This window comes from Vibrio ostreae, assembly GCF_019226825.1.
GTDB classification, from domain to species: Bacteria; Pseudomonadota; Gammaproteobacteria; order Enterobacterales; family Vibrionaceae; genus Vibrio; species Vibrio ostreae.
Window position 1 is genome coordinate 1826465 of record NZ_CP076643.1, and the last position, 26523, is coordinate 1852987.

Genomic DNA, 26523 nt, shown 5'->3' on the forward strand with positions numbered 1-26523 from the left:
TGTTCCTGACTTCGGGTTAAGGCCCACCATAGCATAAAAAGCGTGCTCCAGAAGGAGTTCCGCCCCACCACGTAGACCCGCCTCACAGTCTGCTTCGTCAAAGTGTCAATTTTATGCTTTACACCCTGTAAAGCGTTAATTACATAGGTTTACCTCAAATTTCCCCGCCTCGCTACCGAAATGATCAGCTTTTCTTTACTATCCGGAGCATTATCGGCCACTAAAATTTAAAGTTGATGGAAAAACACACACGTAAAGAAGATTGGATCGCGATGCTGACCGGTACCTTCCTGGTTGCCCAGGGAGTATTCTTACTCCAGGCCGGTCAGTTATTAACCGGAGGCGCTGCAGGACTGGCTTTATTACTCAGTCAAATCCTGCCTCTGTCGTTCGGCTGGCTGTTCTTTTTAATTAACAGTCCGTTTTATCTGCTGGCCTGGAAGCGTTTCGGCCACCAATTTGCCATCAACAGCGCAATGTGTGGTGCACTGGTATCAGTATTGACCGACCATCTTGCACTGGTTATCAGCTTCAGCAATGCCGAGCCGGCATTCTGCGCACTGGCTGGCGGCGTCCTGATGGGGCTAGGGATGCTGATTCTGTTTCGTCATCGCGCCAGTATCGGCGGCTTTAACGTACTGTGCCTGTATATCGACGATAAATTTTCGATTCCGGTGGGGAAAAGCCAGATGGCGATGGATTGCGTGATCCTGGCGGTCTCGATGTTCTTCGTTCCAGGGCAGACCATCCTCACCTCCATTTTTGGTGCCGTGATGCTCAACCTGGTGCTGGCAATGAACCATAAACCCAAACGCTATATTGTCACCTATCGTTAGCGCCCTGCTGCGCAGAGCAATGAGCCCGCATTACGCGGGCTCATTGATGACACCATGACGGCTACCTTGTGCAAGGCTCACGCAGAGCAAGATTACTCATGAGTTGAACGCGAGCGGACATCATACCCCAGTTCACGTTGCAGCTCGGCTTCCACATGACCAGGCGCCGCCGTTGAGCGGGCAATTAACTGGTACATCGCCGGTATCACAAACAGGGTCACCAGGGTTGAGAAGCCCATGCCAAAGAAAATCACCGTACCCACCGATACCCGGCTCTCATAACCGGCACCAGTAGAGAGGATCAGCGGTATTGAGCCAGCCAGCGTGGTAAACGCCGTCATCAGGATCGGGCGTAAACGTCTTGCCGCCGCATCGACTACCGCCTTTTCAAAGGCCAGACCACGGTCACGCAGCTGGTTGGCAAACTCAACGATCAGAATACCGTTTTTGGTCACCATACCAATCAGCATGATCATGCCGATCTGGCTGTAGATGTTCATGCCCTGACCCATCAGATAAAGGCCGATAAAGCCGCCAAACACGCCCATCGGGACGGTAAACATCACCACCAGAGGGTTGATAAAGCTTTCAAACTGCGCCGCCAGCACCAGATAAGCCACCAGCAAAGCCAGAGCAAACACCACCGCCACACTGGACTGGTTTTCTTTAAAATCTTTCGACTCACCGGAGTAACTGATGGAGATATCGCTCGGCAGTTGCTTGATCGCCTGCTGATCGAGAAAATCGAGCGCGTCACCTAAGGTATGCCCATCGGCCAGGTTGGCAGTAATCGTGATCGATTTCTGCTTGTTATAGTGCGAGAGGCGAATCGATGATGCCACTTCGTCGATTTTGGTCACCGTATCCAGCGTCACCAGATCACCAGATGAGGTACGCATATAGATTTGCGTCAGATCGGTCGCATTATTAAAGCTGTTCTCATCACCACGCAGATAAACATCGTACTCCTGACCACGTTCCAGGAACGTAGTCACACTCTTACCACCCAGCATCACTTCCAGAGTATCGGAAATATCCTGTACACTGATACCGAGCTCAGCTGCGCGCTGACGGTCCACCGTCACCACCAGCTCGGGCGTTTTTTCCGAATAGTCAGTATCCACCCCGGTCATCACACCGGACTGACGCGCCTGCTCTTCCATCACGTCGGCCCATTTTTGCAACTCAGCGTAATCCGAGCCTCCGAGAACAAACTGGACCGGCTCGTTTGAGCCGCCGCGGAAACCGGGCATAAACGGGAACACCCGCACATCCGGAATACCGGCCAGCGCCTGCCGCACCAGGCCTAACCCGTTCTGAGCAGTCACAGTACGCTCTTTCCAGTCTTCCAGAATCATGATGACAAAACCGGTCTGGTCGCCGGCATTACCGCCAAACGCCGGCGACTGAATGCTGAATGACTTGAGAAACCCCTGTCCGAGCATCGGCATCAGACGCTCTTCAACCAGATCCATGTTGGCCGCCATGCGGTTATAACTGGTCGCATCCGCGCCACGCACAAACGCAAAAATCACCCCGCGATCTTCCGATGGCGTCAATTGAGCCGGTACCATTTGATTCAAACCGTAACTACCACCGATACAGGCCAGGATCACCAATGGAGCGGCCCACTTCAGGTTCAGGGCATGCGCCAGCCAGGCGCGATACCCCGACTCAAGCTTGCTGAACAGATGATCGACCGCGCGGTTAAAGCGGTTGGATTTCACATTGGCGCGCAGAATTTTACTGCCCAGTACCGGCGTCAGGGTCAGAGCAATCAGGGAGGAGAATATCACTGACATCGCCAGCAGCACGGAGAACTCGGTAAACAACAGGCCGACCATGCCATCCATAAACGAAATCGGCAAAAACACCATCACCAGCACCATGGTGGTCGCGATTACCGCAAATCCCACTTCACGCGCCCCTTTGAAAGCGGCTAGCAAGGGCTTCTCGCCCTGTTCAATATGGTGGTAGATATTCTCCATCACCACTATCGCGTCATCCACCACCAGTCCAATCGACAGGATCAGCGCCATCAAAGTGATCAGGTTGATAGAAAAACCAAAATAGTAAGCGGCAATAAATGAGGAGATCAGTGACACCGGTACCGTCACTGCCGGAATTAACGTCGCGCGCGCCTGACCAATAAAAATGTACAACACCAGAATCACCAGTGCGCCGGTAATAAACAGGGTACTGAACACCTCTTCAATCGAACGGTCAATAAACACCGTCGAGTCATAGTCAATCGCCAGGCGGGTCCCTTCCGGCAGGAACTGCTGAATGTTAGCCACCGCAGCATGGACCCGATCAGCGACATCGAGCGGATTAGCATCAGACTGCGGAACGATGCCCATACTGACGTTGACCACGCCATCGCTCTTAAAGGTCGAGTTTTCGTTCTCGGCCCCAATAAACACATCGGCCACGTCACGCAGATAAATCGGGCTGCGTCCGCTGGCATGCTTGACCACCAGATCCTGAAAGTCTTCGGGTTTCTGGTAACTACGCGCAGTGCGCACCGACATCACGGTCGAGTCGTTGCGCACTTCACCACCCGGGCTCTCGAGGTTTTCGCGGTTTAGTGCATCGGCAATATCGGAGGTCGTAACGCCCCGCCCCGCCATCAGCTCAGGCTTGAGGCGCACATACATCACCTTGTACAAACCGCCGGACACATCGACCGAACTGACTCCGGAGATCAGACTGAAACGATCAATCAGTACCCGGTCGATATAATCGGTCAGTTGAGTACGGTCCATCACGGTCGAACTGAGGTTAATGTAAACCGAAGCTTCACCGGAGCCGTTATTCTTAAACACTTCCGGATCATCAGCCGAATCCGGTAACCAGCGCTGGGCACGGGCCACCGCATCACGCACATCACTGATGCCGGTATTGAGGTCATAACCGAGCTCAAATGTCACCGTAATCCGAGACATGCTGTTACGGGTAATCGAGGTGATTTCATCGATCCCGCTGATGCCCGCCAACTGGTCTTCCAGCACGGAAGTAATCTGGTTTTCGATGATGGTCGCCGAAGCGCCTTCATAACGGGTTGAAATCGACACCACCGGACTTTCAATATCCGGCATCTCACGCACTGCGAGTTTGGAAAAGGAAACCATACCGAACACGCACAGCAGCATACTCAGTACGACCGCTGCAACCGGTCTTTTTACCGAGACATCAGACAGCCACATTACAGTTCACCCTCTTTTGTCACCGGTTGACCGGAGACATCCACTTCTGTAATGGTCGCGCCATCTCGCATATTGACGATGCCCTGCACCACAATGTGCTGGCCAATTTCCAAACCATCTTCAATCACCACTTCATTCTCGATTCGCGCGCCGAGATGCACTTCACGCCGGCTGACGATGTTGTCGTCACCAACCACATACACATAACGCTTAGTGCCAGAGTATTCAAGCGCTTGAACCGGAATGATTGGCGCATTGATCGGGGCAAAATCAAGTTGGGCCGACAACAGCATGCCAGGTTTGAGTAAGCCTTGCGGATTCGCGAAATGAATCCGGACCCGCAGGTTAAGCGTTTCCTGATTGATGCGCGAATCAATCGCCACCACGTGGCCTTCAAACATCTCACCCGGCCACGCATTGGTGCGCCCGAGCACTTTCATGTCTTTCTGTAACTTGGAGAGATAACGCTCCGGCACCTGTAAATCGAGCTGCATCAGAGCAAGGTTATCGAGAGTCAGCAATTCTTCGCCGGCACTGACCAGTTTGCCGCGGCTGAAATCGATAAAACCGACCGTGCCGCTAAACGGCGCGGTAATACGCAGATCTTCCAGATTGGCCTGGGCAGCGTTGAGACGCGCCTGGGCGATTTCGACGCTGGCGCGCTGGGCGTCAATTTCGGTCTGGGTAATGGCGTTGCGCTTCACCAGTCGCTCAAACTCGCGCAGTTTACGCTGCTCATCACGCAGATACGCCGCGGCTTCGGTCACCGCTGCACGCGCTTTATCATCATTGAACTGGACCAGCAGTTGATCTTTTTTGACCTGCTGATTGGCTTTCACCGCGATAATATCGACTTTACCGGTCACTTCCGGGGCAATATCAACCGATTGATCCGCTTTTAGCTTGCCGACCAGTGACAGTGATTGAGAAACCGGGTGTGCCTCTACGCTTTCAATCACCACAGGTATAGCGCGCGAGGCCCCGAAGGCAGACAACGGCTGAACAGTAAGGGCAGTAAGTAGGGTAACAAATAGACGAGTTGTTTTTTTCATAATAATGATCGATATATTGAATCTTATTATATTGTAACCGCTAATCTTTTTTTTAACGTCAACTAACGTAAAGATAGCTGGCAAAACTGTAAGCAATCCGCGCCAAAATGCTGTTTTATTAGCTTCTTTGACGAAAAAGCCAGCATTCGATTCAAAAACATAAAAAAAGGGTTTACAGAGAGAGCGAGTTTGATAATATGCGCTCCGCACTTGAGCGACGAGTTGGGAAAACGTCACTTAAGCTTATTCCGGTAGAGAATAAGAAAAACACCCTGGAGGGGTTCCCGAGTGGCCAAAGGGAGCAGACTGTAAATCTGCCGGCTCCGCCTTCGATGGTTCGAATCCGTCCCCCTCCACCATATTCTTCTCGTAAGAGAAAAACTTGATTGATGCGTTGGGAAAACGTCAGTCAAGCTTATTCTGATAAAGAATAAGAAAACCCCTGGAGGGGTTCCCGAGTGGCCAAAGGGAGCAGACTGTAAATCTGCCGGCTCCGCCTTCGATGGTTCGAATCCGTCCCCCTCCACCATATTTCTCTTTAAGAGAAACCCCCTTGTTTGATGCGTTGGGAAAACGTCATTCAAGCTTATTCTGTGAAGAATAAGACCACCCCTGGAGGGGTTCCCGAGTGGCCAAAGGGAGCAGACTGTAAATCTGCCGGCTCCGCCTTCGATGGTTCGAATCCGTCCCCCTCCACCATATTTCTCTTTAAGAGAAACCCCTTGTCTGATGCGTTGGGAAAACGTCAGTCAAGCTTGTTCTGTGAAGAATAAGACCAACCCTGGAGGGGTTCCCGAGTGGCCAAAGGGAGCAGACTGTAAATCTGCCGGCTCCGCCTTCGATGGTTCGAATCCGTCCCCCTCCACCATATACAAAAAAGCCAGCTCATTGAGCTGGCTTTTTTGTTTTCAGCCACCGCTTCTTTTCAACCACATCGTGGCGAATCAGGCATCCAGCGACAGAATGCCTTTTATTTTACTTACTCAGAGACGTCCGCTACTCAAGCAAAATCACCCGGGTTTCATACGCGCGCAGAGTCTGCTGCTGAGTGACAGCTTGTTCCTCCAGCTGCGCATAATTGCCCAGCAGATAGCGCGCCCGCTCTAAATTCAGCGTCTCGGCCAGTTCGCACTGTACCGCATCGGCATAATAGTTGTTAAGGCAAATCAGGGTTTGCGTCGATGAGCGGCGCTGATAGGCAAAAATAGCCGGATGATCCGGTAGTAAGTCCTGGTAATCGCCCGTGGTAATCACCGGCACTTGCTTACGCAGTTCAATCAGACGCTGATAAAAGTAAAACACCGAATCCGGATCAGCCAGCGCCTGCTCTGCATTAATGGAGGGATAGTTGATCGCCACATCCAGCCACGGCTGCCCCTGACTGAACCCTGCATGAAGAGCATCGCGCCACTGCATCGGCGTGCGCGAGTTATCCCGTGATTTCTGCGCCAGAATCGCCATCATCTCCTGATGGGAAGTCTCTCCGTGGCGTACCATCAGATCATACATATTGATACTTTCCACATCGCGGTACTGCTCCAGGCGGGTATACCCCGGATTAGTCATGCCAATCTCTTCACCCTGATAAATATAAGGCGTGCCCTGCATCATATGAATCGATGCGGCCAGCATTTTGGCGGCTTCAACCCGGTACTGACCATTATCACCAAAGCGGCTGACCACCCGTGGCTGATCATGATTACACCAGAATAGCGCGCCCCAGCCTTGTCCGTTAAGCCCGCTCTGCCAGTGATTAAAAATCTGTTTGAGCTGCACAAAGTCAAACGGTGCACAGGCCCATTTATTGCCATCCGGATAATCGACTTTAAGATGATGGAAATTGAACACCATGGATAACTCGCGTCCATCAAGTGCTGAATATTGCTGGCAATGCTCTAAAGTGGTTGATGACATCTCACCCACCGTCACGCTGCCATAACGCTGGAACACATCACGGCTGATCTCCTGCAGGTACTGATGTACTTTAGGGCCATCGGTATAGAACCGCCGTCCGTCACCGCGCTCATCATCAACAAAGTCCTGCTGTTTGGAGATAAGGTTAATCACATCAAGCCGGAAACCATCGACCCCTTTTTGCGCCCAGAAACCGATCACCGCTTTGACTTCCTCACGCACCGCTGGGTTCTCCCAGTTGAGATCAGCCTGTTCGGTTGCAAACAGGTGCAGATAGTATTCCTTGGTCGCTTCATCCAGCGCCCAGGCACTGCCACCGAATTTCGACTGCCAGTTGTTCGGTTCGCGCCCGTCTTTAGGCGCCTTCCAGATATAGTAGTCACGATACGGGCTGGATTTGTCACCCAATGCCGCCTGAAACCAGGCATGCTCGGTCGAGGTGTGATTCACCACAATATCCATGATGATACGAATACCGCGCTGGTGTGCCTGCGCCAGCAACTGGTCAAAATCCTGCATCGTGCCGAACTGCGGATTGATGGCGTAATAGTCGGAAATATCGTAACCATTATCGACCATGGGCGACTGATAGACCGGCGTCAGCCAGATGGCATCAATGCCCAGCAACTGCAGATAGTCGAGCTTACTGATAATACCGCGCAGATCGCCGGTTCCCTTAGCGCCGCTGTCACAAAAGCTTTTCGGATAGATTTGATAAATCGTGGCGGTTTTCCACCACTCAGCATCGCCCTTATTGCTTGTCATACTCTTAACTCACTTACCTGAAAAATAAAAAATCCGCTATCAGGCTGAACGATAGTGACCACTCAACCTGAGTCACTGATGCCTGAGTCACTTATGCCTGCGCCACCGTCAGCTCGCCCTTGGCTTTAGCGCGCTTATACATCAGTAGAGTCAGCGCCACCGGCACCGCGACCGCAATTAACATCGCCAGTAAAAACACCATCCAGTACTGCGGCTGAATCGACAAAATACCAGGCAGACCACCAACCCCTATACCGTTTGCCATCACCCCAAAGCTGCCGCACACTGCAGCGGCTAGTGCGCTGCCGATCATGGCGCACAACATCGGAAACTTATATTTGAGGTTGATGCCGTACATGGCAGGCTCAGTAACGCCCAAATAAGCAGAGATCGCCGCCGGTACAGAAATATCCCGCTCGCCCTCTTTTTTGCTGATCAATATGATGCCGACCACCGCCGAGGCCTGGGCAATATTCGACAGGGCAATCAAAGGCCAGATAGGCGTGCCGCCGAGATCCTGCATGAGCTGCAGATCAACTGCGTTGGTGGTGTGGTGAATACCAGTGATCACCAGTGGCGCATACAAAAAGCCAAACAGCATCGAACCGATGACGGCAAAGTCACCGGTCATGGCTGCTTTAGCTGCGATACCAACCCCGTCACCGAGCATGCGCCCAAACGGGCCAATGATGGCGTGAGCCAGCAGCACCGACAGGAGGATAGAAATAAACGGTACCACCACTAAATAGAGGTAAGCCGGGACAATGCGTTTGAGGTTGGTTTCAATCAAAGCCAGCATCACACCGGCCAGAATGGCCGGAATCACCTGCGCCTGATAACCGACCTTATCAATCACAAACCAGCCAAAATCCCACGCTTCCGGCACCTGCTTACCAATCAGATAGGCGTTCATCAGTTGCGGTGACACCAGGGTTATCCCGAGCGTGATGCCCAGAATCGGTGTACCGCCGAGTTTTTTTACTGTCGACCAACAAACCCCGACCGGCAGGAAGAAAAAGATGGCCTCACCAATCAGCCACAGGAAGGAATGGACGCTGGCCCAGAACTGACTGATTTCAACCAGGGTTTTGCCATCAAACATACGGATGTCGCCGATGACATTACGAAAGCCCAGAATCAGACCGCCAGTAATGATAGCCGGCAGCAGGGGCACAAAAATCTCGGCCAGATGGGAAATTCCCCGCTCCAGCATGTTCATGTTCTGGCGTGCCGCCTGCTTGGCCTCATCTTTGGAAGCTTCAGTCTGGCCACTCTGTTGCAGCAGCAGCTTATACACCTGATCAACCTCAGTGCCAATCACGACCTGAAACTGACCGGCATTGGTAAAGCAACCTTTGACCATGCTCAGCGCTTCCAACTGCTTACTGTCTGCTTTCGCTGGTTCATTGAGCACAAAACGCAGCCGGGTCAGGCAGTGCGTTACGCTGGCAATATTCTCTTTGCCACCGACCAGCTCGATAAGACGCGCAACGTCTTGTGTCGCTATCTTACTCATATCCTCGTCCACCTTATTGGTTAAGTTCTTTTATCGTAATTAGGTTTTTTATAATAGTTCAATTGCATATGGGAACATTCCCATTGCGATGTAAAGAATAGTGACATAAGCAGAAAGAAAGCAGAATGGGACTGTTCCCATTAATTGAAAACGATCACATCCGGGGTAAGAGCGATGGATAAAAAAGCGATCTTGGTCGGATCGGGAGCCGGCCGCAGAAGGAAAAATGAACCTCAGAATGCCACCCGCACAGCAGGCGGCAGGGTGAATCGCTAAAAGGGTTAATGGCTGGAAGGGTTAAATATCGTCGTCGCTGGTGCCTGGGTCAGATGAACACATTGGCTGATTTCACCCCGTAAGTGCTGAATCAGCAATCGGGCTGCCTGCTCTCCGGCTTCGCGATACCCGGGATCAACGCTGTACACCTTAGGAAACAAAAACGACAGCAGTTCATTGCCACCCACTCCGGTCACTGCCACGTCTTCACGCTGACACTCCTGCAGGCGTTTAATGACCCCCATGGCAATACTGTCGCTGGCACAAACAATCGCTTGGGTCTCGGCGGTCAGCACTTTGTCGACCAACTGATAAGCACTGTGATGATTCAGTTGCCCAGTCTGATAATTGGCCGCATAGCCGTGCTCGGCACACCATTCAAGATAGGTATTAAGTCGCAGCGCTCCGGTGGTCTTATCTCCCGGGTCGACCCCGATATAAGCAATCCGGTTGAACTGCTGCTGCTCAAGATGAGCCAGCGCCGCGCGAATCACGCCGCAATTATCATAATTAATCGAAGAGACGCTGGCGCTGTCCATCGCAATCACGACGGCGCGATTATGCCATGGCGCCAGACTGACCATATCCAGCCCGGTAAAACCAAACACGATGACCCCGTCAACGTTACGCCTGGCCAGCACCTCGAGATGTTCACTTGTTTTAGCACGGTCGAACTGGCTTTCCATGATCACGACATCGTAGCCATATTGATAGAGTATCGGCAGCATACTGCTGACTGAGCGGTTTTCTGAAGGCGAGTCGAGGCGGGAAATAATCACACCCACCACTTTCTGCCGTCCGCCACGCATCGACTGGGCGGACTTGGATGGCACATAACCGTGTTCGGCAATCACCTGCTCTACTCTGGCACGGGTTTCCGGTTTCACTTTCGGATCCCGAGTCAGAACCCGGGACACCGTCGATTTACCAACCCCAGACAGTTTGGCAATATCCAGAATGGTGAGCTTTTTACTCATAGCAGGTCCAATGCAGTAAACCGGCTTATCAGCCGCGTGACTGCAGATACTCAGGCACGCTGCTGATGCTATCCAGTACAGCATCCGCCAGCGCTTCGCCTTGCTCGGTGACCGGTTTGCCGGTGCGCACCAGAATCTTAGTCCCCACGCCAGCGGCGGCGGCGGCCATCAGGTCTTCTGCTTTATCCCCTACCATGACCGAGTTCGCCATATCGATTTTGAGAAAATCACGCGCCGAGATGAACATCCCCGGTTTTGGCTTACGACAGTCGCAGTCTTCTTTATATTTACCTACGCCATGTTCAGCATGGTGCGGGCAATAATAGATACCATCAAACTCGACGCCGTTGTCAACGAAGTTCCAGTCCATCCACTGTGTCAGCGACAGAAAACGATCTTCACTGAACTTGCCGCGGGCAATCCCCGACTGGTTCGTCACCAGCACCAGCATGTAGCCCATGGCTTTTAGCTTTTTCGTTGCTTCGAACACACCGTCGATAAATTCAAAATCGTGCTCATCATGCACGTAGCCATGGTCAACGTTAATCACGCCGTCACGATCTAAAAACACAGCAGGTTTTGCCAAAATATTGCTCTCAAATAAGGTAGATAACTGGTTTTGATTATACCCGAGTCACCTCAAGATGCGAGTTTGATTGCACCGGTTATCAGCGGGCTCCCCGACAGCGCGCTGAGCCATCATATGCGCCTTATTTCTTTCCCTGCTATTTAATCACTTTCCCGTATTACATCGATCACTTTTTCGGAGTTAAAATTGGCCCATTTAGACGTCTAGACGTCAAAATATCGATTGACTTGATTGTCGATAAACCATAGCATCGTCTCCCCAGTGAGAGAGAGTTCAAAATTTTATACTGTTAATCACGGAAGGGCTCAGGATTATGAGCGTCGTCCGGTTCAGTATCCCTGCACAGGTTTAAACATGATTGAAATTAGTCACGTAAATAAAGTGTTCTACCAAGGTGATAAGGAAATTCACGCCTTGAAGGACATCAATCTTAAAATCGCACAAGGCACAATCTTCGGTGTTATCGGTTCTTCAGGTGCAGGGAAAAGTACTCTGATCCGTTGTGTCAACATGTTGGAAACTCCAACCGACGGCAGCGTGATTGTCGACGGTGTCGATCTGACTAAACTGAATTCAAAACAACTGTCGGAAACCCGCCGTAATATCGGCATGATTTTTCAGCACTTCAATCTGCTGTCATCGCGCACTGTGTTTGGCAACATCTCCCTGCCACTTGAACTGGCAGGCAAAGATGAACAGTACATCGAGCGTAAAGTCACTGAACTGCTGAAACTGGTTGGTCTGGCAGATAAACGTGATACCTACCCGGCTAACCTGAGTGGTGGTCAGAAGCAACGTGTGGCGATTGCCCGTGCCCTGGCTTGTGATCCCAAAGTGCTGCTGTGTGACGAAGCAACCAGTGCACTGGATCCGGCAACCACCCAGTCGATTCTGGAGCTGCTGAAAGAGATTAACCGCAAACTGAACATCACCATGCTGCTGATCACGCACGAAATGGACGTGGTAAAAAGCATCTGTCACGAAGTGGCGATCATCGGTGGCGGTGAACTGGTTGAGAAAGGCAGTGTAGGTGACATTTTCGCCCACGCCAAAACTGAACTGGCGAATAAATTTATCCGCTCAACACTGGATCTGTCGATCCCGGACGATTACCAGGCACGCCTGAATGAGCAGCGCGTGGCAGGCAGCAGCCCACTGGTTCGCCTTGAGTTCACCGGTGCGACTGTCGATGCACCACTGATGTCACAAATCGCACGTAAATATAATATTGATGTCAGCATTCTGAGTTCAGACATCGATTATGCCGGCGGCGTTAAATTCGGCATGATGGTAGCTGAAATTTTCGGCACCGAAGCCGACAGCGTTGCAGCAATGCAATACCTTCGCGATCACAAAGTAAAAGTAGAGGTTCTTGGTTATGTCCTTTGATGTTGTAAGCAGCTGGTTGTCACTCAACGGTGATCTTCTCCTAACTGCAACCTGGGAAACCGTCTACATGGTCGCCGTAGCAGGTATCGTTGGCTTTGTTTTTGGTATTCCTCTGGGTGTGATTCTGCACACCAGCAAGAAAGGCGGATTACTGGAAAACCCACGCCTGAACAAGGTATTGGGTGCTATTGTTAATATCGGTCGTTCGGTACCTTTCTTGGTACTGATGGTCGCTATCATTCCTGTGACCAAAATTATTGTCGGCACCTTTATCGGTACCACAGCCGCCATCGTTCCGCTGACTATCGGTGCTATCCCGTTTGTCGCGCGTCTGATTGAAGGCGCGCTGCTGGAAGTACCAAGCGGTCTGGTTGAAGCGGCTCAGTCAATGGGGGCAACCCCGATGCAGATCATCAGCAAAGTGCTGCTGCCGGAAGCCATGCCAACCATCATTAACTCAATCACCATCACGCTGGTGACTCTGGTCAGCTACTCAGCAATGGCCGGTACTGTCGGTGGCGGTGGTCTGGGTGACGTGGCAATCCGTTACGGCTTCCACCGTTACGACATCTCAGTGATGACAGTAACAGTAGTAATGCTGATTGTGCTGGTACAAATTATTCAGTCGGTCGGTGACAACCTGGTGCGCCGCGTCGATCACAGATAAACCGTTCTTTTCGTAAACACAACATAGTTACGTTAACCAACACAGATACGTTAAAAAGTTTATAACAAGGAGAATATTATGAAATTTAACCTTAAAGGTTTACTGGCTATCGCAGCCGCTGCATCAGCGCTGGTTCTGGCTGGTTGTGGTGATAAAGCCGTGGACAACAGCAAAGTAAAAATCGGTGTAATCGCCGGTGCTGAAGCTCAGGTTGCTGAAGTGGCTGCTAAAGTTGCCAAACAGAAATACGACCTGGATGTAGAACTGGTTACGTTCACTGACTACGTTACACCAAACGCGGCTCTGGATGACGGTTCTATCGACGCGAACGCATTCCAGCACAAACCATACCTGGACAAGCAAATTGCTGACCGTGGTTACAAACTGGCAATCGTAGGCAACACTTTTGTATACCCAATCGCAGCCTACTCAAAGCAAATCACCTCAGTTGACCAACTGCAGGACGGCGCACGTATCGCAGTACCAAACGATCCAACTAACCTGGGCCGCTCTCTGATCCTGCTTGAGCAGCAAGGTCTGATCAAACTGCGTGAAGGCGCGGGTCTGGAAGCGACAGTACGTGACATCGCAGAAAACCCGAAAAACTTCCGTATTGTTGAACTGGAAGCCCCTCAGCTGCCACGTTCACTGGACGACGTTGAACTGGCGATCATTAACAGCACATTCGCAAGCTCAATCGGCCTGACACCAGAAAAAGATGGCGTGTTCGTCGAAGACAAAGAGTCTCCATACGTCAACCTGCTGGTTGCTCGTCAAGACAACGTCAATGCTGAAAACGTACAGAACTTCCTGAAAGCTTACCAGACTGACGAAGTAAACAAAGCGGCTTCTGAAATCTTCAACGGTGGCTCAGTCAAAGGCTGGTAATGCCTGCCTGGCACTGGCGTAGCAAATAGCGAAAATGCAGTAGCAAAGACAAAAAAGGTTGGCTTCGGGCCAACCTTTTTTATTGCGTGCAATCTCTGCTGCTGCCGTCAGATAGCCTGCCCCTGGCTATTTCAGGTGATCCCAGGAGATATTGGAGACAATCCGGCAACTGTTGCATTTGAAGTGAAAAATATCATGCAGCGGCTCTGCAAGCAGCCATTCCCCGCCGCATTTCGGGCACGGCCTGGCCTTTTCGTCAGCCAGACTGCTGCCGCCGACCCGGTACTGGTAATAGTAAGTCGGCACCTTGGTCAGGTACTCAATCCGGCCGCGCAGATCCCAGCCACGGCGGAACAGATCGCTGTCGGCGTCGCAGATTTCATGCAGCGCAGCGAACTCCGCCTTGCAGCCGCCCGCCATCTGGATTTCATCACACGCCTGCCACTCGGTCTGCCATTTGATCACCGCTTTGTGGTCACCGTTCAGGGTTGGTTCATTGCGATAAAGCGGGATCGGCAGCAGACTCTCGCCGCTGCGCAGCGGTGAACAGGTATGCACGTAAGTGGTATACAGCACCTGCCAGCCCGGCGTTTCCTCTTCGGCTGCCTGCTCTGAATTGATGTCCCGCCCCAGCAGGCGCACTTTCGGAGCCAGCAGGCTGGCTTGAGCCAGACGACCAATACACACCTTAACAAAATCAGAATGATTTTTCGGGTGCAGACTCTCCTGCTCCGGACACACGGCGCGGACAAAAAATTCGCCGTCTCCCAGCACTATAGGAAATTCACGCCCCAGCACCTGACCGTTGTAGCGCAGCGCGTCCATCAGACCATTCACGGCCTTATCCACGGCACTGATGGTGGTGTTATCAAAGCATTCAAACTGAAGTTCAACCACAAACATAACTTATACCGCCGGCTCTAACTGGGTTAAAAACTCGGCCACATCACAGCTCAATACCTGGCGTTTATCCGTGCCCAGCGTTTCCCGAATCACCTGGCCGGTCAGATTACAGATAGAGATCACGTCCATCTCGTCCTCTGTGGTCGCGATAAACACAGTTGGTTTTTGTTTCAGACGACGCTGCATCACCAGATGCCCCAGGATATTCTCCTGCAGACGGGCGAAATCTTCATCGCTCCACACCTGAAGCAGAGTCAGCGCTTCACCGCGCCAGGTTGCCGGCATATCAGCGGCAAACTGAGAACCGTAAAAATGGCCAATATCTTCATGTAAGGTCAGTTCCATACCACGCTCGACATTCGCCAGATCCACCGGCGTCTCACGCTCGACCGGTTGCCACTCGACACCATCGGCCAAAGTGCGCACCACACACTGAGAAGCCAGACCAAGCAGCTCCTCGTTGTAGGGCAGACTCTGGTGCTTATGCTGCACTGCATCAAGATAGCGTTGACTGAATGAGAATAAAGCCCGGGCCACGGAATGTGCCATGAAGTTCTCCATTGTTGAGTTAGTCGCGCCTGCCAGATGACACACGCGGCGGTATTGCGTAGAATTCCGGTTATTCTAATCGAATTGACTGTAAAGTATGAGCAAATATTCTGACGCAAAAGAACTGGCGGGTTTAACCCTGGGTAAAACCACCGAATACGCCAATCAGTACGACCCGTCTCTTTTGCAACCAGTGCCGCGTAGCCTGAACCGAGACGACCTTAACCTCGGCGATACGCTGCCGTTTCAGGGCTGTGACATCTGGACCTTGTATGAACTCTCGTGGCTGAATGACAACGGCCTGCCTCAGGTTGCGATCGGCGAAGTTGCCATTCCGGCCACCAGCGCCAATCTGATCGAGTCCAAGTCATTCAAGCTTTACCTGAACAGTTTCAACCAGACCCGTTTCGCCGACTGGCATAGTGTGCAGCAGTGCCTGGTCAAAGATCTCTCCGCCTGTGCCGGCGAAAGCGTCACGGTAGATGTCAAACCGCTCAGCGCCTACACCGCGCAGCCAATTGTCACCATGCAGGGCGAATGTATCGACGAGCAGGACATCGCGATCACCCGCTACGATTTTGACGCTAGCCTGCTCAATGGTGCCAGCAGCGATGAGATTGTTGAGGAGACCCTGCACAGCCACCTGCTCAAGTCCAACTGCCTGATCACCAACCAGCCGGACTGGGGCAGCGTCGAAATCGCTTACCGCGGGCCAAAAATCGACCGCGAAGCTCTGCTGCGTTACATCGTCTCATTCCGTGAACACAACGAGTTTCACGAGCAGTGTGTCGAGCGTATTTTCACCGACATCACCCGTTACTGTAAGCCGGAGTCACTGACGGTACAGGCGCGTTATACCCGCCGTGGCGGACTGGATATCAACCCATTCCGTTCCACGCAGCAGGCCGCACCTGCGCACAACCAACGTATGGCTCGTCAATAAAAGGATTTCGGACAGCATGACTCGTTTTCGCTGGCAGCACTGGCTGGGGCTAACCCTGCTCTGTTTTGCAACCTGGTCTCAGGCAACCATTTACTCGTCTCCGACACTGAATGAAGCAAACGGCCTGGTGGAGATCTCTCCCAAGCAGGCCAAAGCACTCGCGACCGACTATCTCACCCAGCGAAAACTGGCTGATAAAGTGGAAAAAACACCGTCCACTATCAGCCGCGACGAGACCGACAGCCGGGTGCGTACACCCGGCAGTACTATCGATGCGATGAAAATCATTGCCAAAGCGCAGTACCAGCTTGGTTTTCCGCACATGGCATTCCAGGTCCTGGAGGAAGCACGTCAGCTGGCCCAGCAGTATCAGCTGGCCTATCTCGAGCTCGACGTCGACACCCTGCTGGTACGTCTGCAATGGATGGATGACGGCGATGCTTCTGCTGCGCGGGAAAAACTGCGTGACATCGCCAAACGCTACGAAGCGCTGGAAAATTCCGATCAACTCGCCAAGGGCATCAATTACAAGATGACCATGCTGCGTGCGGAAATCGCCTCACGCGCCAACGATGTTGAGCTGGCTGACCGTCTGTTTGCCGAAGCCAAGCCGTATATTGACAGCCTTCCGTCGCCGCAACAACAAATCGAATATCATCTTGAAGTGGGCCAGCATTACCTGACTCACGAGCGCTACAATCTGGCCCTGTCTGAATTACTGATGTCGTACTGGAGTGCGATTGAAGATAACGACGGTGCCCTGTTGGCGAAAACCAACACCTTATTGGCCCAGCTGTTCTATGAACGCCGCGTGCTGGATAAAACGCTGGTTCATCTGTCCCAGGCGGCTGATTTTTACGACAACTACGACAAATCGCCGACTCTGGCTGCGGTACTGAAACGTATGGGCGACGTCTACTTCCTGCAAGGCAAATATAACCTCGCTCTGGTGCATTACTTTAACGTCATCGACCATGAGAGCGGTGACAACAATCTGCACAGCGTGATAGAAGTGCGCCTCAGTCTGGCTGCCACTTACCTGCAACTATTCAACTATCCGCTCGCCGAGCAGTATCTGGTGCGAGCGGAAGATATGCTCAGCTACACCGATATTCCGCTGCTTAAAGGCCGGGCTGCATTGCTCAAAGCCGGCCTGGCTTACCATCAACAGCAGAGCAGCAAGGTGATTGAACAGGCTCAGCAGGCGCTGTCTATCAGCCATGATGTCGGCGATCTGGCGATGGAAGAGCAGGCTTATCACCTGCTGTCACTGGGTTATGAACAACGTGGCGACTATGCCAACGCATTAAGCAGCGTCAAACACAGCAACTCAATCGCCAAGATCCGCCAGGAAAAGCTCAATCAAATCAGTGAAGATGCTTTCCGCCAGCAGAAAGAGTTTGTCGAGCAGACACTGCATCTGGTCGGCCAGGAAAAAGAGCTGCAGGATACCAAGCGCGAATACAGTAAATTCCAGAAAATCGCCTTTGCCCTGTTTATTGCCAGCGCAGTGTTTTTCCTGATTGTGCTGCGCCGCGGCTACCTGCTGCAACGCCAGAAAGAAGAGATTGCCGAGCTCAATACCAACCTGTATACCCACTCGCGCTCACGACTGCACAATCTGCGTATGCTCAACTCCAAACTGTTATCAACGCTGGAAAAAAGCAGCCAGAGCTATGAACAGTGGCATATCAGCGAGCTGATTCATGAACCGCTCAACGACCGCTTACGGTTCGCCATGATTGATGTGCCTTTCCTGCGTAATATGTACCTGCAGCACGGCTACAGTGCCGGACTTGAGCTCGAGCACGCCTTTGGCGAGTTTATTAAATCCAAGCTGGGCGAAGACGCGCGCTTGTACCACTTCTCTGATGCCAACCTGCTCTACATCGAACCGTGCAGCGACCGCGATCAACCACCGGAAGTACTGTGCAATAAGGTCCAGGACTGGATGCAGGAGTTTCAGCCGGAGAGGCCGCTCAACCGTACCATCCGGATGGGCATTGCCGATTATCCTTTCCTGCCGCGCGCTTATACCGCGATTAATGATAAAGAGTTACTCGATATTTTGCTGATGGCCGCCAGCGTAGCGCGTGAGCTGAGTATTCGCGAAAACAGCAGCCACTGGGTCTATCTGCGTGCGATTGATAACGCGCCAGCGGCCAGTTTTGCCTCAAACGATATTCGTAAATCATGCAAGCACGCCATCAACCAAGGGCTGATCAAAGTCCATTCTTCGTTCAAAAATGAGGAAATCATCAAAAAACTTTTAAAAGATGGGTAAAAGCTACGCGGTTAAGGCACTGAATTCGTGACGAATTCAAAATATTTGCTATTATCGACAAATCAGTAAATAGGATCATACTGATCCCCTTTTTATTAGTTTGTTGTCGATGGGCATTCTTGAACAAGATATCCAAAATCAGTTAGACCAATTGCGTAGTAAATTGGAACAAACACGTTTGACACATCGGGATACTTCGTTCAAATTTAACCGAGAACAAAAAGTCCTGAAGCGCATCGTCGCATCGTTAAGTCAGGCTTGTCAGGGCGAGAATATCCAGTTAAACGGGTACCTTTCTGAGCTGCGTCAAGCCATCGAACAACAAACCGATATAAGCTCAATCATACCCCGACTGGCCGTACTGGAGCGCATGTTGAAGCAACAAACGTTGAACATGGATAAACAGAGTCACCACCTTGATGCTCAGATCAAAAGCAGTGGTGAAATTCTGTTACGCGTTCCCGGTCTGCCGGCAAAAATCAAACGTGACCTGCGTGATCTGCTCAGTTTTTCCGCCGCTCAGCCCCCCTCCAAAGTGGAACAGGCGATGCGACTGCTGGCGCTGTACGAACGCTCCGTCAAGATCATCTCCGCGAACCCGCAAGCATTGAATGCTGATTTGGCTGGCGGAGCTGACCAAGAGCTGTTGGCAAGTTTGAGTGAGGAACTGCAAAACCTGATCACCGAACTCGACTTCGACGGCGAATATGGTGACCTGCTGACCGACATCCGTGCCAAGCTGCTAAGCGGGGTGACCACCCAGTCGCTGCTGGAACTGACCATGGACGTACTCAAACTGGTCATCGCCGGCACCCACGCGGAACGTAAAGGCTCCGAGAAGTTTCTTGACCAAGTCAACACCTCCCTGTGTAACAACATCAAAAGCGTCAATCAGAACCTCGAGCAAAGCCAGAGCTACCAGGTGCACCGCGCGGAAATGCACGTGGAACTCAGCTCCCTGGTCGGACGCAGTCAAAGCACCCTGAAAGAAGGCACCGAACTGGCAGCCACCAAAGCCAGACTGGGGCCTATGCTGGATGAACTGGCTTCATTATCAGAACGTCTGACCCATGCCGAACAGCGTGAACAGGTTCTGATTGAACGCATGCAGTACACCCGCAGCCAGATGGAAGCGCTGTACGAAATGACTCAGGATTATCGCCGCCGCCTTGATGATCAGGCCCGGCGTATGCAGCAGGATACCCTGACCAACGTCTATAACCGCAGTGCATTCAATGACCGGCTGGAACACGAATACCATCGTTGGATTCGTACCCAGAACAACCTGCGTCTGGTGATGCTGGACATTGATAAATTCAAAGCGATTAATGATAGTTTCGGCTTTATGGCCGGTGATAAAGCACTGCGTATTATCGCCCGCACTATCAGCAAAGAAGTCAACGAGACCGCGACCGTGGCAAGATTTTCCGGCGAAGAGTTTGTTATCCTGCTACCTGACCACAGTGATAATGACAGCTACCAAATCATTCAGCAGATTCAGCGCAATGTATCCAAACTGCCGTTTAAATTCCGCGATAAAAGCATCACCATTACCCTGACCGCGGCCAGTACCTGTTTTAAAGAATCGGACACGCCGGAAATCGTACTCGAACGCGCCTATCGAGCGATGAGCGATGCGAAGAAATACGGCCCGAATCAGATAGCCTGGAAGTAAAGCAGCGCCGTTCTCCAACCACATTCCCCATCATCAATACGGCCACTTTTTGTACAACTCCACACGATTTTAGTGACCGCCTTCACATCTGCTGCGGCATAATATTTCCCAAAACTGTAGATCCGAACAAGATTGAAAGCGTAATATCAATTAGTTAAGTTATTAACTGCGGCTCAGTTTTCCCCATAACCAAAGTCACAATAAAATGCGCCGTCAGTGTTCCCATCCGGTGTAACGAGCAAAGTAATCACTACGCATTCCAACCCGCTCGCCAGGTGGACTCTCATTAACCTCTCAGCAAAGGAGGTCAGCATGATCACCCAAGTCAGCCCTGCGGGCAGTATGGATCTGTTGTCGCAACTTGAAGTAGAACGACTCAAAAAAACCGCGTCGAGCGGCGACCTGTACCAGCTCTACCGCAACTGTACCCTGGCGGTACTCAACTCAGGCAGCCACACCGACAACTCGAAAGAGCTGCTGGATAAATACAGCAATTTCGACGTCAACGTCCTGCGCCGCGAGCGCGGGATTAAACTGGAACTGACCAACCCGCCTGAGCACGCGTTCGTCGATGGACACATCATCAAAGGGATTCAGGAACACCTGTTTTCAGTGCTGCGCGATATCGTGTATGTCAATATGCACCTCGCCGACAGCCAGCGCCTCAACCTGACCAATTCGACCCATATCACCAACCTGGTGTTTGGGATCCTGCGTAATGCCGGTACTCTGATCCCGGGTATCATTCCCAATCTGGTGGTGTGCTGGGGCGGACATTCAATTAACGCGACCGAGTATCAGTACACCCGTGAAGTCGGTAATGAACTCGGCCTGCGCGAATTAAACATCTGTACCGGTTGTGGTCCGGGTGCCATGGAAGGGCCGATGAAAGGTGCTGCAATTGGCCATGCCAAACAGCGCTACCAGGAAAAGCGCTATCTTGGCCTGACCGAGCCTTCAATCATCGCCGCCGAGCCGCCAAACCCGATTGTCAATGAACTGGTGATCATGCCGGACATTGAGAAACGTCTTGAAGCCTTTGTACGTCTGGCGCACGGCATCATCATCTTCCCGGGCGGCCCGGGTACAGCTGAAGAACTGCTGTATATCCTTGGCATCATGATGCATCCGGAAAACACTCATCAGCCGATGCCTATCGTGCTGACCGGTCCGAAAGAGAGTGAAGAGTATTTCCGTTCGATTGATGAGTTTATTGCCGAAACTCTCGGTGATGACGCGCGTAAACACTACCGCATCGTGATCGACGATCCGGCTGAAGCGGCGCGCATTATGCGCAATGCGATGCCGACCGTGCGCCAGCACCGCAAAGATCACGAAGATGCCTACAGCTTTAACTGGTCGTTGAAAATCGAGCCGGAGTTCCAGTTACCGTTTGAGCCCAATCACGACAACATGGCCAACCTGGATCTGCACCTCGATCAGGCACCGGAAGTGCTGGCCGCCAATCTGCGCCGCGCTTTCTCCGGCATTGTGGCCGGTAACGTCAAAGCGGAGGGAATTCGTGAAATCGAGCAGCATGGACCGTTTGAAATCCACGGCGACCCGATATTAATGAAGAAAATGGACAAACTGCTGAAAGATTTCGTGGCTCAGAACCGGATGAAACTCCCCGGCGGCAGTGCCTACGAGCCTTGTTACCGCATTGTCTCTTAAAGCACTGGCTACCCGCCCGTGCGGGTAGCAATCTCGAACAAACTCATTACAATAAGGGCCTTATCGCCCTTATTTTTTATCTTGTCCCACGCCGGGCAGACAACCCAGGTAATCAACCCTTATGTCTCTTCATCTTGTCATCATCGATGCGTTAAATCTGATCCGCCGCGTCCACTCCGTACAACCCGATGAAAGTGACATTGCCCGTACTATCGACACCACGACCCGCACCCTGCAGCGCATCATTAATGAAGCGCAGCCGACCCACATTATCGCGGTGTTTGATCACCACTTACAACACCGCGGCTGGCGGGCAGAGATCCTGCCGGAGTACAAAGCCAACCGTAAACCAATGCCGGAGCCTCTGGCACAAGGGCTGGACGCGATTCAGCAAGCCTGGTGGCAACTGGGCATCGATTCGCTGCTCTCTGACGGTGACGAAGCGGACGACCTGGTCGCGACGCTGGCGGTTAAAGTGGCCTCGCATCAGGAAAAAGTCACCATCATCTCCACCGACAAAGGCTATTGCCAGTTACTGTCACCGACGCTGCAGATCCGGGATTATTTCCAGCACCGCTGGCTGGATGCACCGTTTATCGCCAAAGAATTTGGCGTCAAACCCGAGCAACTGGCCGACTATTGGGGACTGGCGGGTGTCAGCTCAAGCCAGGTACCGGGCGTCCTGGGCGTCGGTCCGAAAGCCGCCAAAGAGATCCTGACCCAGTTTGCTGATATAGAAAGTGCCTACGCCAGTGAAGAACTGGCACCGAAGTACCGCAAAAAGCTCGACCAGCACATCGAACTGGCCCGGGTATGTAAACAGGTCGCCGGGCTCAAAACCGACATCGAACTGGGTTTTAATCTGCAGGACATCCGCTACGTTGTGCCGGGTAGTGAAGAATCTCAGAGCTAAAGCATCGCGCATAAGATCAGCCGATAAAAAACGCTCCCCGGGGAGCGTTTTTAGTCTGAGCAGCGAGCGATGAATGGATTAATACGGCGAAATCGTTTTCAGCACCTGAACATGCACCGTGATCTCTTCCCGGTCATGATAAAGATGTTTCGCCTGCAGGCGGAATTTCACCTCGTTATCACGCAGGAACAGCTTGAGGTTCTCAATATCTTCCAGCACCTCATCATAGCGCCCCTTCATCGGCAGCTTGAGGTTGAAAATCGCTTCTTTGGCCAATCCTCGGATCAGCCACTCGCCCATCAACTGTGCAACGCGTGACGGCTTTTCGATCATGTCACACACCAGCCAGGTAACGTTTTTACGCGGCGGTTCGAACTTAAAGCCATCCACCATGTGATGAGTCACCTGACCGGTTTCCATCAGACTGTCTGCCATCATGCCGTTATCAATCGCATGCACGAACATCGAACGCTTCACCAATTGGTAGGTCCAGCCACCCGGACAAGCACCGAGGTCAACCGCCCACATCCCAGAGGCCAGACGGGTCTCCCATTCTTCACGCGGAATAAAGACGTGAAACGCCTCTTCCAGCTTGAGGGTGGAACGGCTCGGAGCATCCGCCGGGAATTTCAGGCGCGGAATGCCCATAAAGAACTGCGAGTTGTTCGAGCTGTAAGAGAAACCGGCATAGCAATGGCCAGGCGCCACAAAACAGACATGCAGCACCGGCTTTTTCGGATGCTCTTTTGCCATCAGTAAGCCTTTGCCACGTAACGCCTGACGCAGCGGAACCGTAAACTTGCGGCAGAACTTGAGCAGTTCTTTGGCTTCATTGGTGTCCGGCGTTTCGACACGCAGATCGCCGCAACGCGGAAAATCTTCTAACTCACCCAACCGGGACAAAATCGGTGAAATACGGTCATCTTTCGGCAGATCTTCAAACTCGGCCGCCACAGCAAACATCTGGCGGGCAAAAATCAGCGTCTGGAAATCAATCTCTTTGATCAGTTTCTGCGCATCACCTTCCTGGTAACACTCAAACATCACGAAACCACTATTGGTTTTCATGCGCGGAAATCCATACACTTCCAGTTGCGTGGCCTTGTCCTGAATCTCGCCGGCGCACTCTTTTTCAAAGCCCGCACGGCAATAGAGCATGACTTGTTTCACTGCTTCACCTCTTTAATACTCATCGCTGCCAAGGCAAACAGTCCCCAGCCGATCATAAACAGCAGCCCGCCAAACGGTGTCACCGGACCAAACCACTTGATTCCGGTCAGTGCCAGTGCGTACAGACTGCCGCTAAAACAAAAGATGCCGATAATAAAGCAAATCGCCGCGCGGCTAAAACAGTTTCGCGCTTTTTGTGCCAGTGGCAACTGCAACAGGATGCCGCACGCAATCAGCGCCGCCGCATGGATGAACTGGTACTGCACGCCAGTTTGAAACACTTCCAGCAGATAAGGGCTCAGGATAGCTTTCAGACCGTGCGCCGCAAACGCCCCCAGGGCAACGGCAATGCCTGAAAACAGACCGCCAAATGTAAGTAAATACTTACTTTGCATCATACACCTCTTTAATAAACTGACTTAACCGCTCTACCGCCAGAGCAATATTGCCGGCTTCAGTGTGGCCGGACGCTTTGCGCGGTTTAAAGCTGTGGTCACCATCGGGCAAAAAACTGACCTCAATCTGGTCACTGAAGGTAAAATCGGCAAACTCATCCCGCGGACCAAAGGTATCGCGCTCACCCTGTAAAATCAGGCACGGTTTGGGCATGGTTGCCAGGTGGTCACCTTTGAACTTTTCCGGTTTACCGGGCGGATGGAACGGAAAGCCAAGACAGGCAATCCCGGCCACATGTGAGTGCTCACTCAGCAGCGAAGCCATACGCCCGCCCATCGACTTACCGCCAATCACCACGGGACCGGTGGCGTATTCGGCCAACACAGCTTGATAAGCATCGAGCAGCTTCGGTGCCCGATCCGGCGGACGGCGCTTGCCATCTTCACTGCGTTTGACCATATAAGGAAAGTTAAACCGCACCACCTTGATGCCGCGCTGCGCCAGTCCGGCTGCGACGGCAGCCATAAATTCATGATCCATATCTGCCCCGGCACCGTGGGCAAAAATAAATGTCAGTGGATGGCTGTCGCCATCAACGCGCACCTGCGTCATCGAGTAATTCCTCTTGTTCTCTGCGAGCTTTTTTCAGCATCCAGTCACGGAAAGTGGCGATACGCCCCATGTCCGCTTGTTTTTCATGGCACACCACATAGAAGGCGTTGTTGGTCATCAGCACCTGATCAAACGGAGCCACCAGCCGTCCGGCATCCAGCTCCGGCTGCGCCAGTACATTGTTACCCAGCGCGACCCCCTGCCCGTGTACGGCCGCCTGCAATACCATAGTCGAATGACTGAAAATCGGCCCGTGGTTGACGTTAACGCCATCCAGGTTGTTCTCTTTGGCGAACTGCTTCCACTCTTTGCGTGACGTATCATGCAGCAGGGTGTGCTGACCAAGGTCACTCAGGTTAGCGAGCGGCTTACTGCCAATCAACAGGGACGGCGCACAAAGCGGGATCAGAAACTCCTGATACAACTTATCGGCGCGTAATCCCGCCCAATGGCCGCGGCCGTAATAGATCGCGACATCAACATCGTCGGTCAGCGATCCCTCTTCCATATCGACCGCTTTGATCCGCACATCGATATCCGGCTCCTGCTGATTAAAGTCCGCCAGACGTGGCACCAGCCACTGAATGGCAAAACTTGGCGGCAGACTGATGGTCAGCGCGCCTTTCTCGCTGCGTTCCAGCAGTTTGTCTGTTGCCTCTTGCAGGGAGACAAAGATGTCTTTGATATCAAGAAAGTAACCCTGGCCCTCTTCCGTCAGCAACAGCGAACGGTTGCGGCGCCGGAACAGCTTAAGACCGAGAAATTCTTCCAGCGCTTTAATCTGATGACTAACCGCTGCCTGGGTGACAAACAGCTCTTCCGCCGCGCGAGTAAAACTCAGATGGCGGGCCGCTGCTTCAAACACTTTCAGCGAGTTTAATGGTGGTAATCTTCTCGACATGAGTACACTCTGTAACAGATTAGTTTTTTTAATCTGAAACATTATAAATTGTCCGTTGCTAACCAGCCAGAGAAAATCTATATTGCACCCCGCAACGCTGACCTGAACGGCTTGATTCTGTTTAGAATCAATGGGCTTAGTTGTTGCGATGTTGTGTTTGCAAACTCGGTTTTCGAGTTCGGTAGGTTTCTACCACCCTGTTTTGTGCAGTTATCCCCTGCTACAAAATATACTTCCTGTATTTATTTTTTGACCTGTCTGTCAAATTTTTAGCACCGCCTATATGGCGGTGTTTTTTTATCTGCCCCGCACAATAACCTGCTGATACTTACCTCAACAACTGTAACAATTCGTTAATAATACTAATTCGAAACTGTGATTTTGTGTCCGAAACGGCGCGCTTTTAGCCACGATTGAACCATTAACCA

General features: G+C 52.1%; 21 protein-coding genes and 4 tRNA genes. 13 read left to right on the forward strand and 12 right to left on the reverse strand.

The features are described 5' to 3' along the window. Window positions 1–236: 236 nt before the first annotated feature. The gene (locus KNV97_RS14440) at window positions 237–836 is read left to right on the forward strand and encodes a YitT family protein (RefSeq protein WP_218562190.1); all 600 of its coding nucleotides are present in this window, start codon (window positions 237–239) and stop codon (window positions 834–836) included. A gap of 92 nt (window positions 837–928) precedes the next feature. On the opposite strand, the gene vexH is transcribed toward KNV97_RS14440, so the two are convergent. Both vexH and KNV97_RS14450 read right to left on the reverse strand, forming a co-directional pair. Beyond that, entirely contained in the window at window positions 929–4042 is a 3114-nt protein-coding gene (gene vexH, locus KNV97_RS14445; protein ID WP_136487777.1) for a vibriobactin export RND transporter permease subunit VexH, read from the reverse strand. Then, window positions 4042–5094, reverse strand: coding sequence for an efflux RND transporter periplasmic adaptor subunit (locus KNV97_RS14450; RefSeq protein WP_218562191.1), 1053 nt, complete (start codon window positions 5092–5094; stop codon window positions 4042–4044). The genes vexH and KNV97_RS14450 overlap by 1 nt, the downstream gene beginning before the upstream one ends. Window positions 5095–5368: 274 nt before the next feature. On the opposite strand from KNV97_RS14450, the gene KNV97_RS14455 reads away from it, so the two are divergent. The 4 genes from KNV97_RS14455 to KNV97_RS14470 all read left to right on the forward strand — a co-directional run bounded on the left by KNV97_RS14455 (window position 5369) and on the right by KNV97_RS14470 (window position 5962). Beyond that, a tRNA-Tyr gene (locus tag KNV97_RS14455) sits at window positions 5369–5453 on the forward strand. 85 nt (window positions 5454–5538) lie between these two features. Beyond that, a tRNA-Tyr gene (locus KNV97_RS14460) sits at window positions 5539–5623 on the forward strand. Window positions 5624–5708: 85 nt separating this feature from the next. After that, window positions 5709–5793: transfer RNA gene (locus tag KNV97_RS14465), tRNA-Tyr, on the forward strand. A gap of 84 nt (window positions 5794–5877) precedes the next feature. After that, window positions 5878–5962, forward strand: a tRNA-Tyr gene (locus tag KNV97_RS14470). A gap of 128 nt (window positions 5963–6090) precedes the next feature. Here the strand turns inward: KNV97_RS14470 and treC are convergent. The 4 genes from treC to gmhB all read right to left on the reverse strand — a co-directional run bounded on the left by treC (window position 6091) and on the right by gmhB (window position 11128). Further along, entirely contained in the window at window positions 6091–7773 is a 1683-nt protein-coding gene (gene treC / locus KNV97_RS14475) for an alpha,alpha-phosphotrehalase (protein WP_218562192.1), read from the reverse strand. Window positions 7774–7864: 91 nt separating this feature from the next. Further along, the gene (treB, locus tag KNV97_RS14480; RefSeq protein ID WP_218562193.1) at window positions 7865–9289 is read right to left on the reverse strand and encodes a PTS trehalose transporter subunit IIBC; all 1425 of its coding nucleotides are present in this window, start codon (window positions 9287–9289) and stop codon (window positions 7865–7867) included. Between the two features lie 281 nt (window positions 9290–9570). Continuing rightward, the gene (gene treR, locus KNV97_RS14485) at window positions 9571–10542 is read right to left on the reverse strand and encodes a trehalose operon repressor TreR (RefSeq protein ID WP_218562194.1); all 972 of its coding nucleotides are present in this window, start codon (window positions 10540–10542) and stop codon (window positions 9571–9573) included. Between the two features lie 28 nt (window positions 10543–10570). After that, window positions 10571–11128, reverse strand: coding sequence for a D-glycero-beta-D-manno-heptose 1,7-bisphosphate 7-phosphatase (gene gmhB, locus KNV97_RS14490; RefSeq protein ID WP_136483578.1), 558 nt, complete (start codon window positions 11126–11128; stop codon window positions 10571–10573). 357 nt (window positions 11129–11485) lie between these two features. Here gmhB and metN point away from each other — a divergent pair, with 357 nt between their 5' ends. The 3 genes from metN to KNV97_RS14505 all read left to right on the forward strand — a co-directional run bounded on the left by metN (window position 11486) and on the right by KNV97_RS14505 (window position 14075). Beyond that, the gene (metN, locus tag KNV97_RS14495; protein ID WP_136483577.1) at window positions 11486–12520 is read left to right on the forward strand and encodes a methionine ABC transporter ATP-binding protein MetN; all 1035 of its coding nucleotides are present in this window, start codon (window positions 11486–11488) and stop codon (window positions 12518–12520) included. Beyond that, window positions 12510–13187: a methionine ABC transporter permease gene (locus tag KNV97_RS14500; RefSeq protein WP_218562195.1), complete on the forward strand. Its 678-nt coding sequence runs from the start codon at window positions 12510–12512 to the stop codon at window positions 13185–13187. Before metN ends, KNV97_RS14500 begins: the two co-directional genes overlap by 11 nt. A 78-nt stretch (window positions 13188–13265) precedes the next feature. After that, window positions 13266–14075 (forward strand): MetQ/NlpA family lipoprotein, encoded by an 810-nt coding sequence (locus KNV97_RS14505; RefSeq protein WP_136483575.1) that lies wholly within the window; start codon window positions 13266–13268, stop codon window positions 14073–14075. Window positions 14076–14201: 126 nt separating this feature from the next. Here the strand turns inward: KNV97_RS14505 and KNV97_RS14510 are convergent, their stop codons facing one another. Both KNV97_RS14510 and syd read right to left on the reverse strand, forming a co-directional pair. After that, window positions 14202–14978 (reverse strand): Zn-ribbon-containing protein, encoded by a 777-nt coding sequence (locus KNV97_RS14510; protein ID WP_218562196.1) that lies wholly within the window; start codon window positions 14976–14978, stop codon window positions 14202–14204. Window positions 14979–14981: 3 nt separating this feature from the next. Further along, window positions 14982–15527 (reverse strand): SecY-interacting protein, encoded by a 546-nt coding sequence (gene syd, locus KNV97_RS14515; protein WP_136483573.1) that lies wholly within the window; start codon window positions 15525–15527, stop codon window positions 14982–14984. Window positions 15528–15624: 97 nt separating this feature from the next. Between syd and queF the strand changes: the two genes are divergently transcribed. From queF to xni, 5 genes are all read left to right on the forward strand, one after another. Beyond that, complete coding sequence (gene queF / locus KNV97_RS14520) at window positions 15625–16470, forward strand: NADPH-dependent 7-cyano-7-deazaguanine reductase QueF (protein ID WP_218562197.1); 846 nt, start codon at window positions 15625–15627, stop codon at window positions 16468–16470. 16 nt (window positions 16471–16486) lie between these two features. Then, window positions 16487–18754 carry a tetratricopeptide repeat protein gene (locus KNV97_RS14525; RefSeq protein WP_218562198.1) on the forward strand — a complete coding sequence of 756 codons (2268 nt, stop codon included), beginning with the start codon at window positions 16487–16489 and terminating at the stop codon, window positions 18752–18754. A 109-nt stretch (window positions 18755–18863) separates the two neighbouring features. After that, window positions 18864–20429, forward strand: a complete 1566-nt coding sequence (locus tag KNV97_RS14530; protein WP_218562199.1) for a GGDEF domain-containing protein — start codon at window positions 18864–18866, stop codon at window positions 20427–20429. A 312-nt stretch (window positions 20430–20741) separates the two neighbouring features. After that, window positions 20742–22103: a nucleotide 5'-monophosphate nucleosidase PpnN gene (gene ppnN / locus KNV97_RS14535; protein WP_136483569.1), complete on the forward strand. Its 1362-nt coding sequence runs from the start codon at window positions 20742–20744 to the stop codon at window positions 22101–22103. A 121-nt stretch (window positions 22104–22224) separates the two neighbouring features. Beyond that, window positions 22225–23016: a flap endonuclease Xni gene (gene xni, locus KNV97_RS14540; RefSeq protein WP_218562200.1), complete on the forward strand. Its 792-nt coding sequence runs from the start codon at window positions 22225–22227 to the stop codon at window positions 23014–23016. A gap of 78 nt (window positions 23017–23094) precedes the next feature. Here the strand turns inward: xni and rlmM are convergent, their stop codons facing one another. The 4 genes from rlmM to KNV97_RS14560 are packed head-to-tail and all read right to left on the reverse strand — an operon-like array spanning window position 23095 to window position 26095. Next, entirely contained in the window at window positions 23095–24186 is a 1092-nt protein-coding gene (gene rlmM, locus KNV97_RS14545) for a 23S rRNA (cytidine(2498)-2'-O)-methyltransferase RlmM (protein WP_218562201.1), read from the reverse strand. Beyond that, the gene (locus tag KNV97_RS14550) at window positions 24183–24581 is read right to left on the reverse strand and encodes a DUF423 domain-containing protein (RefSeq protein ID WP_136483605.1); all 399 of its coding nucleotides are present in this window, start codon (window positions 24579–24581) and stop codon (window positions 24183–24185) included. The genes rlmM and KNV97_RS14550 overlap by 4 nt, the downstream gene beginning before the upstream one ends. Next, window positions 24571–25194, reverse strand: a complete 624-nt coding sequence (locus KNV97_RS14555) for an alpha/beta fold hydrolase (protein ID WP_136483566.1) — start codon at window positions 25192–25194, stop codon at window positions 24571–24573. The genes KNV97_RS14550 and KNV97_RS14555 overlap by 11 nt, the downstream gene beginning before the upstream one ends. Continuing rightward, window positions 25175–26095: a transcriptional regulator GcvA gene (locus KNV97_RS14560; RefSeq protein WP_218562202.1), complete on the reverse strand. Its 921-nt coding sequence runs from the start codon at window positions 26093–26095 to the stop codon at window positions 25175–25177. Before KNV97_RS14560 ends, KNV97_RS14555 begins: the two co-directional genes overlap by 20 nt. Window positions 26096–26523: the final 428 nt, after the last annotated feature.

Excerpts from the sequence above, each read along its gene's own strand:
- KNV97_RS14510 (WP_218562196.1), bottom strand. The coding sequence starts at position 14,978 with ATGTTTGTGGTTGAACTTCAGTTTGAATGCTTTGATAACACCACCATC.
- KNV97_RS14560 (WP_218562202.1), bottom strand. The coding sequence starts at position 26,095 with ATGTCGAGAAGATTACCACCATTAAACTCGCTGAAAGTGTTTGAAGCA.
- KNV97_RS14555 (WP_136483566.1), bottom strand. The coding sequence starts at position 25,194 with ATGACGCAGGTGCGCGTTGATGGCGACAGCCATCCACTGACATTTATT.
- ppnN (WP_136483569.1), top strand. The coding sequence starts at position 20,742 with ATGATCACCCAAGTCAGCCCTGCGGGCAGTATGGATCTGTTGTCGCAA.
- KNV97_RS14450 (WP_218562191.1), bottom strand. The coding sequence starts at position 5,094 with ATGAAAAAAACAACTCGTCTATTTGTTACCCTACTTACTGCCCTTACT.
- syd (WP_136483573.1), bottom strand. The coding sequence starts at position 15,527 with ATGGCACATTCCGTGGCCCGGGCTTTATTCTCATTCAGTCAACGCTAT.
- KNV97_RS14505 (WP_136483575.1), top strand. The coding sequence starts at position 13,266 with ATGAAATTTAACCTTAAAGGTTTACTGGCTATCGCAGCCGCTGCATCA.
- vexH (WP_136487777.1), bottom strand. The coding sequence starts at position 4,042 with ATGTGGCTGTCTGATGTCTCGGTAAAAAGACCGGTTGCAGCGGTCGTA.
- treB (WP_218562193.1), bottom strand. The coding sequence starts at position 9,289 with ATGAGTAAGATAGCGACACAAGACGTTGCGCGTCTTATCGAGCTGGTC.
- xni (WP_218562200.1), top strand. The coding sequence starts at position 22,225 with ATGTCTCTTCATCTTGTCATCATCGATGCGTTAAATCTGATCCGCCGC.
- KNV97_RS14550 (WP_136483605.1), bottom strand. The coding sequence starts at position 24,581 with ATGCAAAGTAAGTATTTACTTACATTTGGCGGTCTGTTTTCAGGCATT.
- queF (WP_218562197.1), top strand. The coding sequence starts at position 15,625 with ATGAGCAAATATTCTGACGCAAAAGAACTGGCGGGTTTAACCCTGGGT.
- KNV97_RS14500 (WP_218562195.1), top strand. The coding sequence starts at position 12,510 with ATGTCCTTTGATGTTGTAAGCAGCTGGTTGTCACTCAACGGTGATCTT.
- metN (WP_136483577.1), top strand. The coding sequence starts at position 11,486 with ATGATTGAAATTAGTCACGTAAATAAAGTGTTCTACCAAGGTGATAAG.
- KNV97_RS14525 (WP_218562198.1), top strand. The coding sequence starts at position 16,487 with ATGACTCGTTTTCGCTGGCAGCACTGGCTGGGGCTAACCCTGCTCTGT.
- treR (WP_218562194.1), bottom strand. The coding sequence starts at position 10,542 with ATGAGTAAAAAGCTCACCATTCTGGATATTGCCAAACTGTCTGGGGTT.
- KNV97_RS14440 (WP_218562190.1), top strand. The coding sequence starts at position 237 with ATGGAAAAACACACACGTAAAGAAGATTGGATCGCGATGCTGACCGGT.
- KNV97_RS14530 (WP_218562199.1), top strand. The coding sequence starts at position 18,864 with ATGGGCATTCTTGAACAAGATATCCAAAATCAGTTAGACCAATTGCGT.
- treC (WP_218562192.1), bottom strand. The coding sequence starts at position 7,773 with ATGACAAGCAATAAGGGCGATGCTGAGTGGTGGAAAACCGCCACGATT.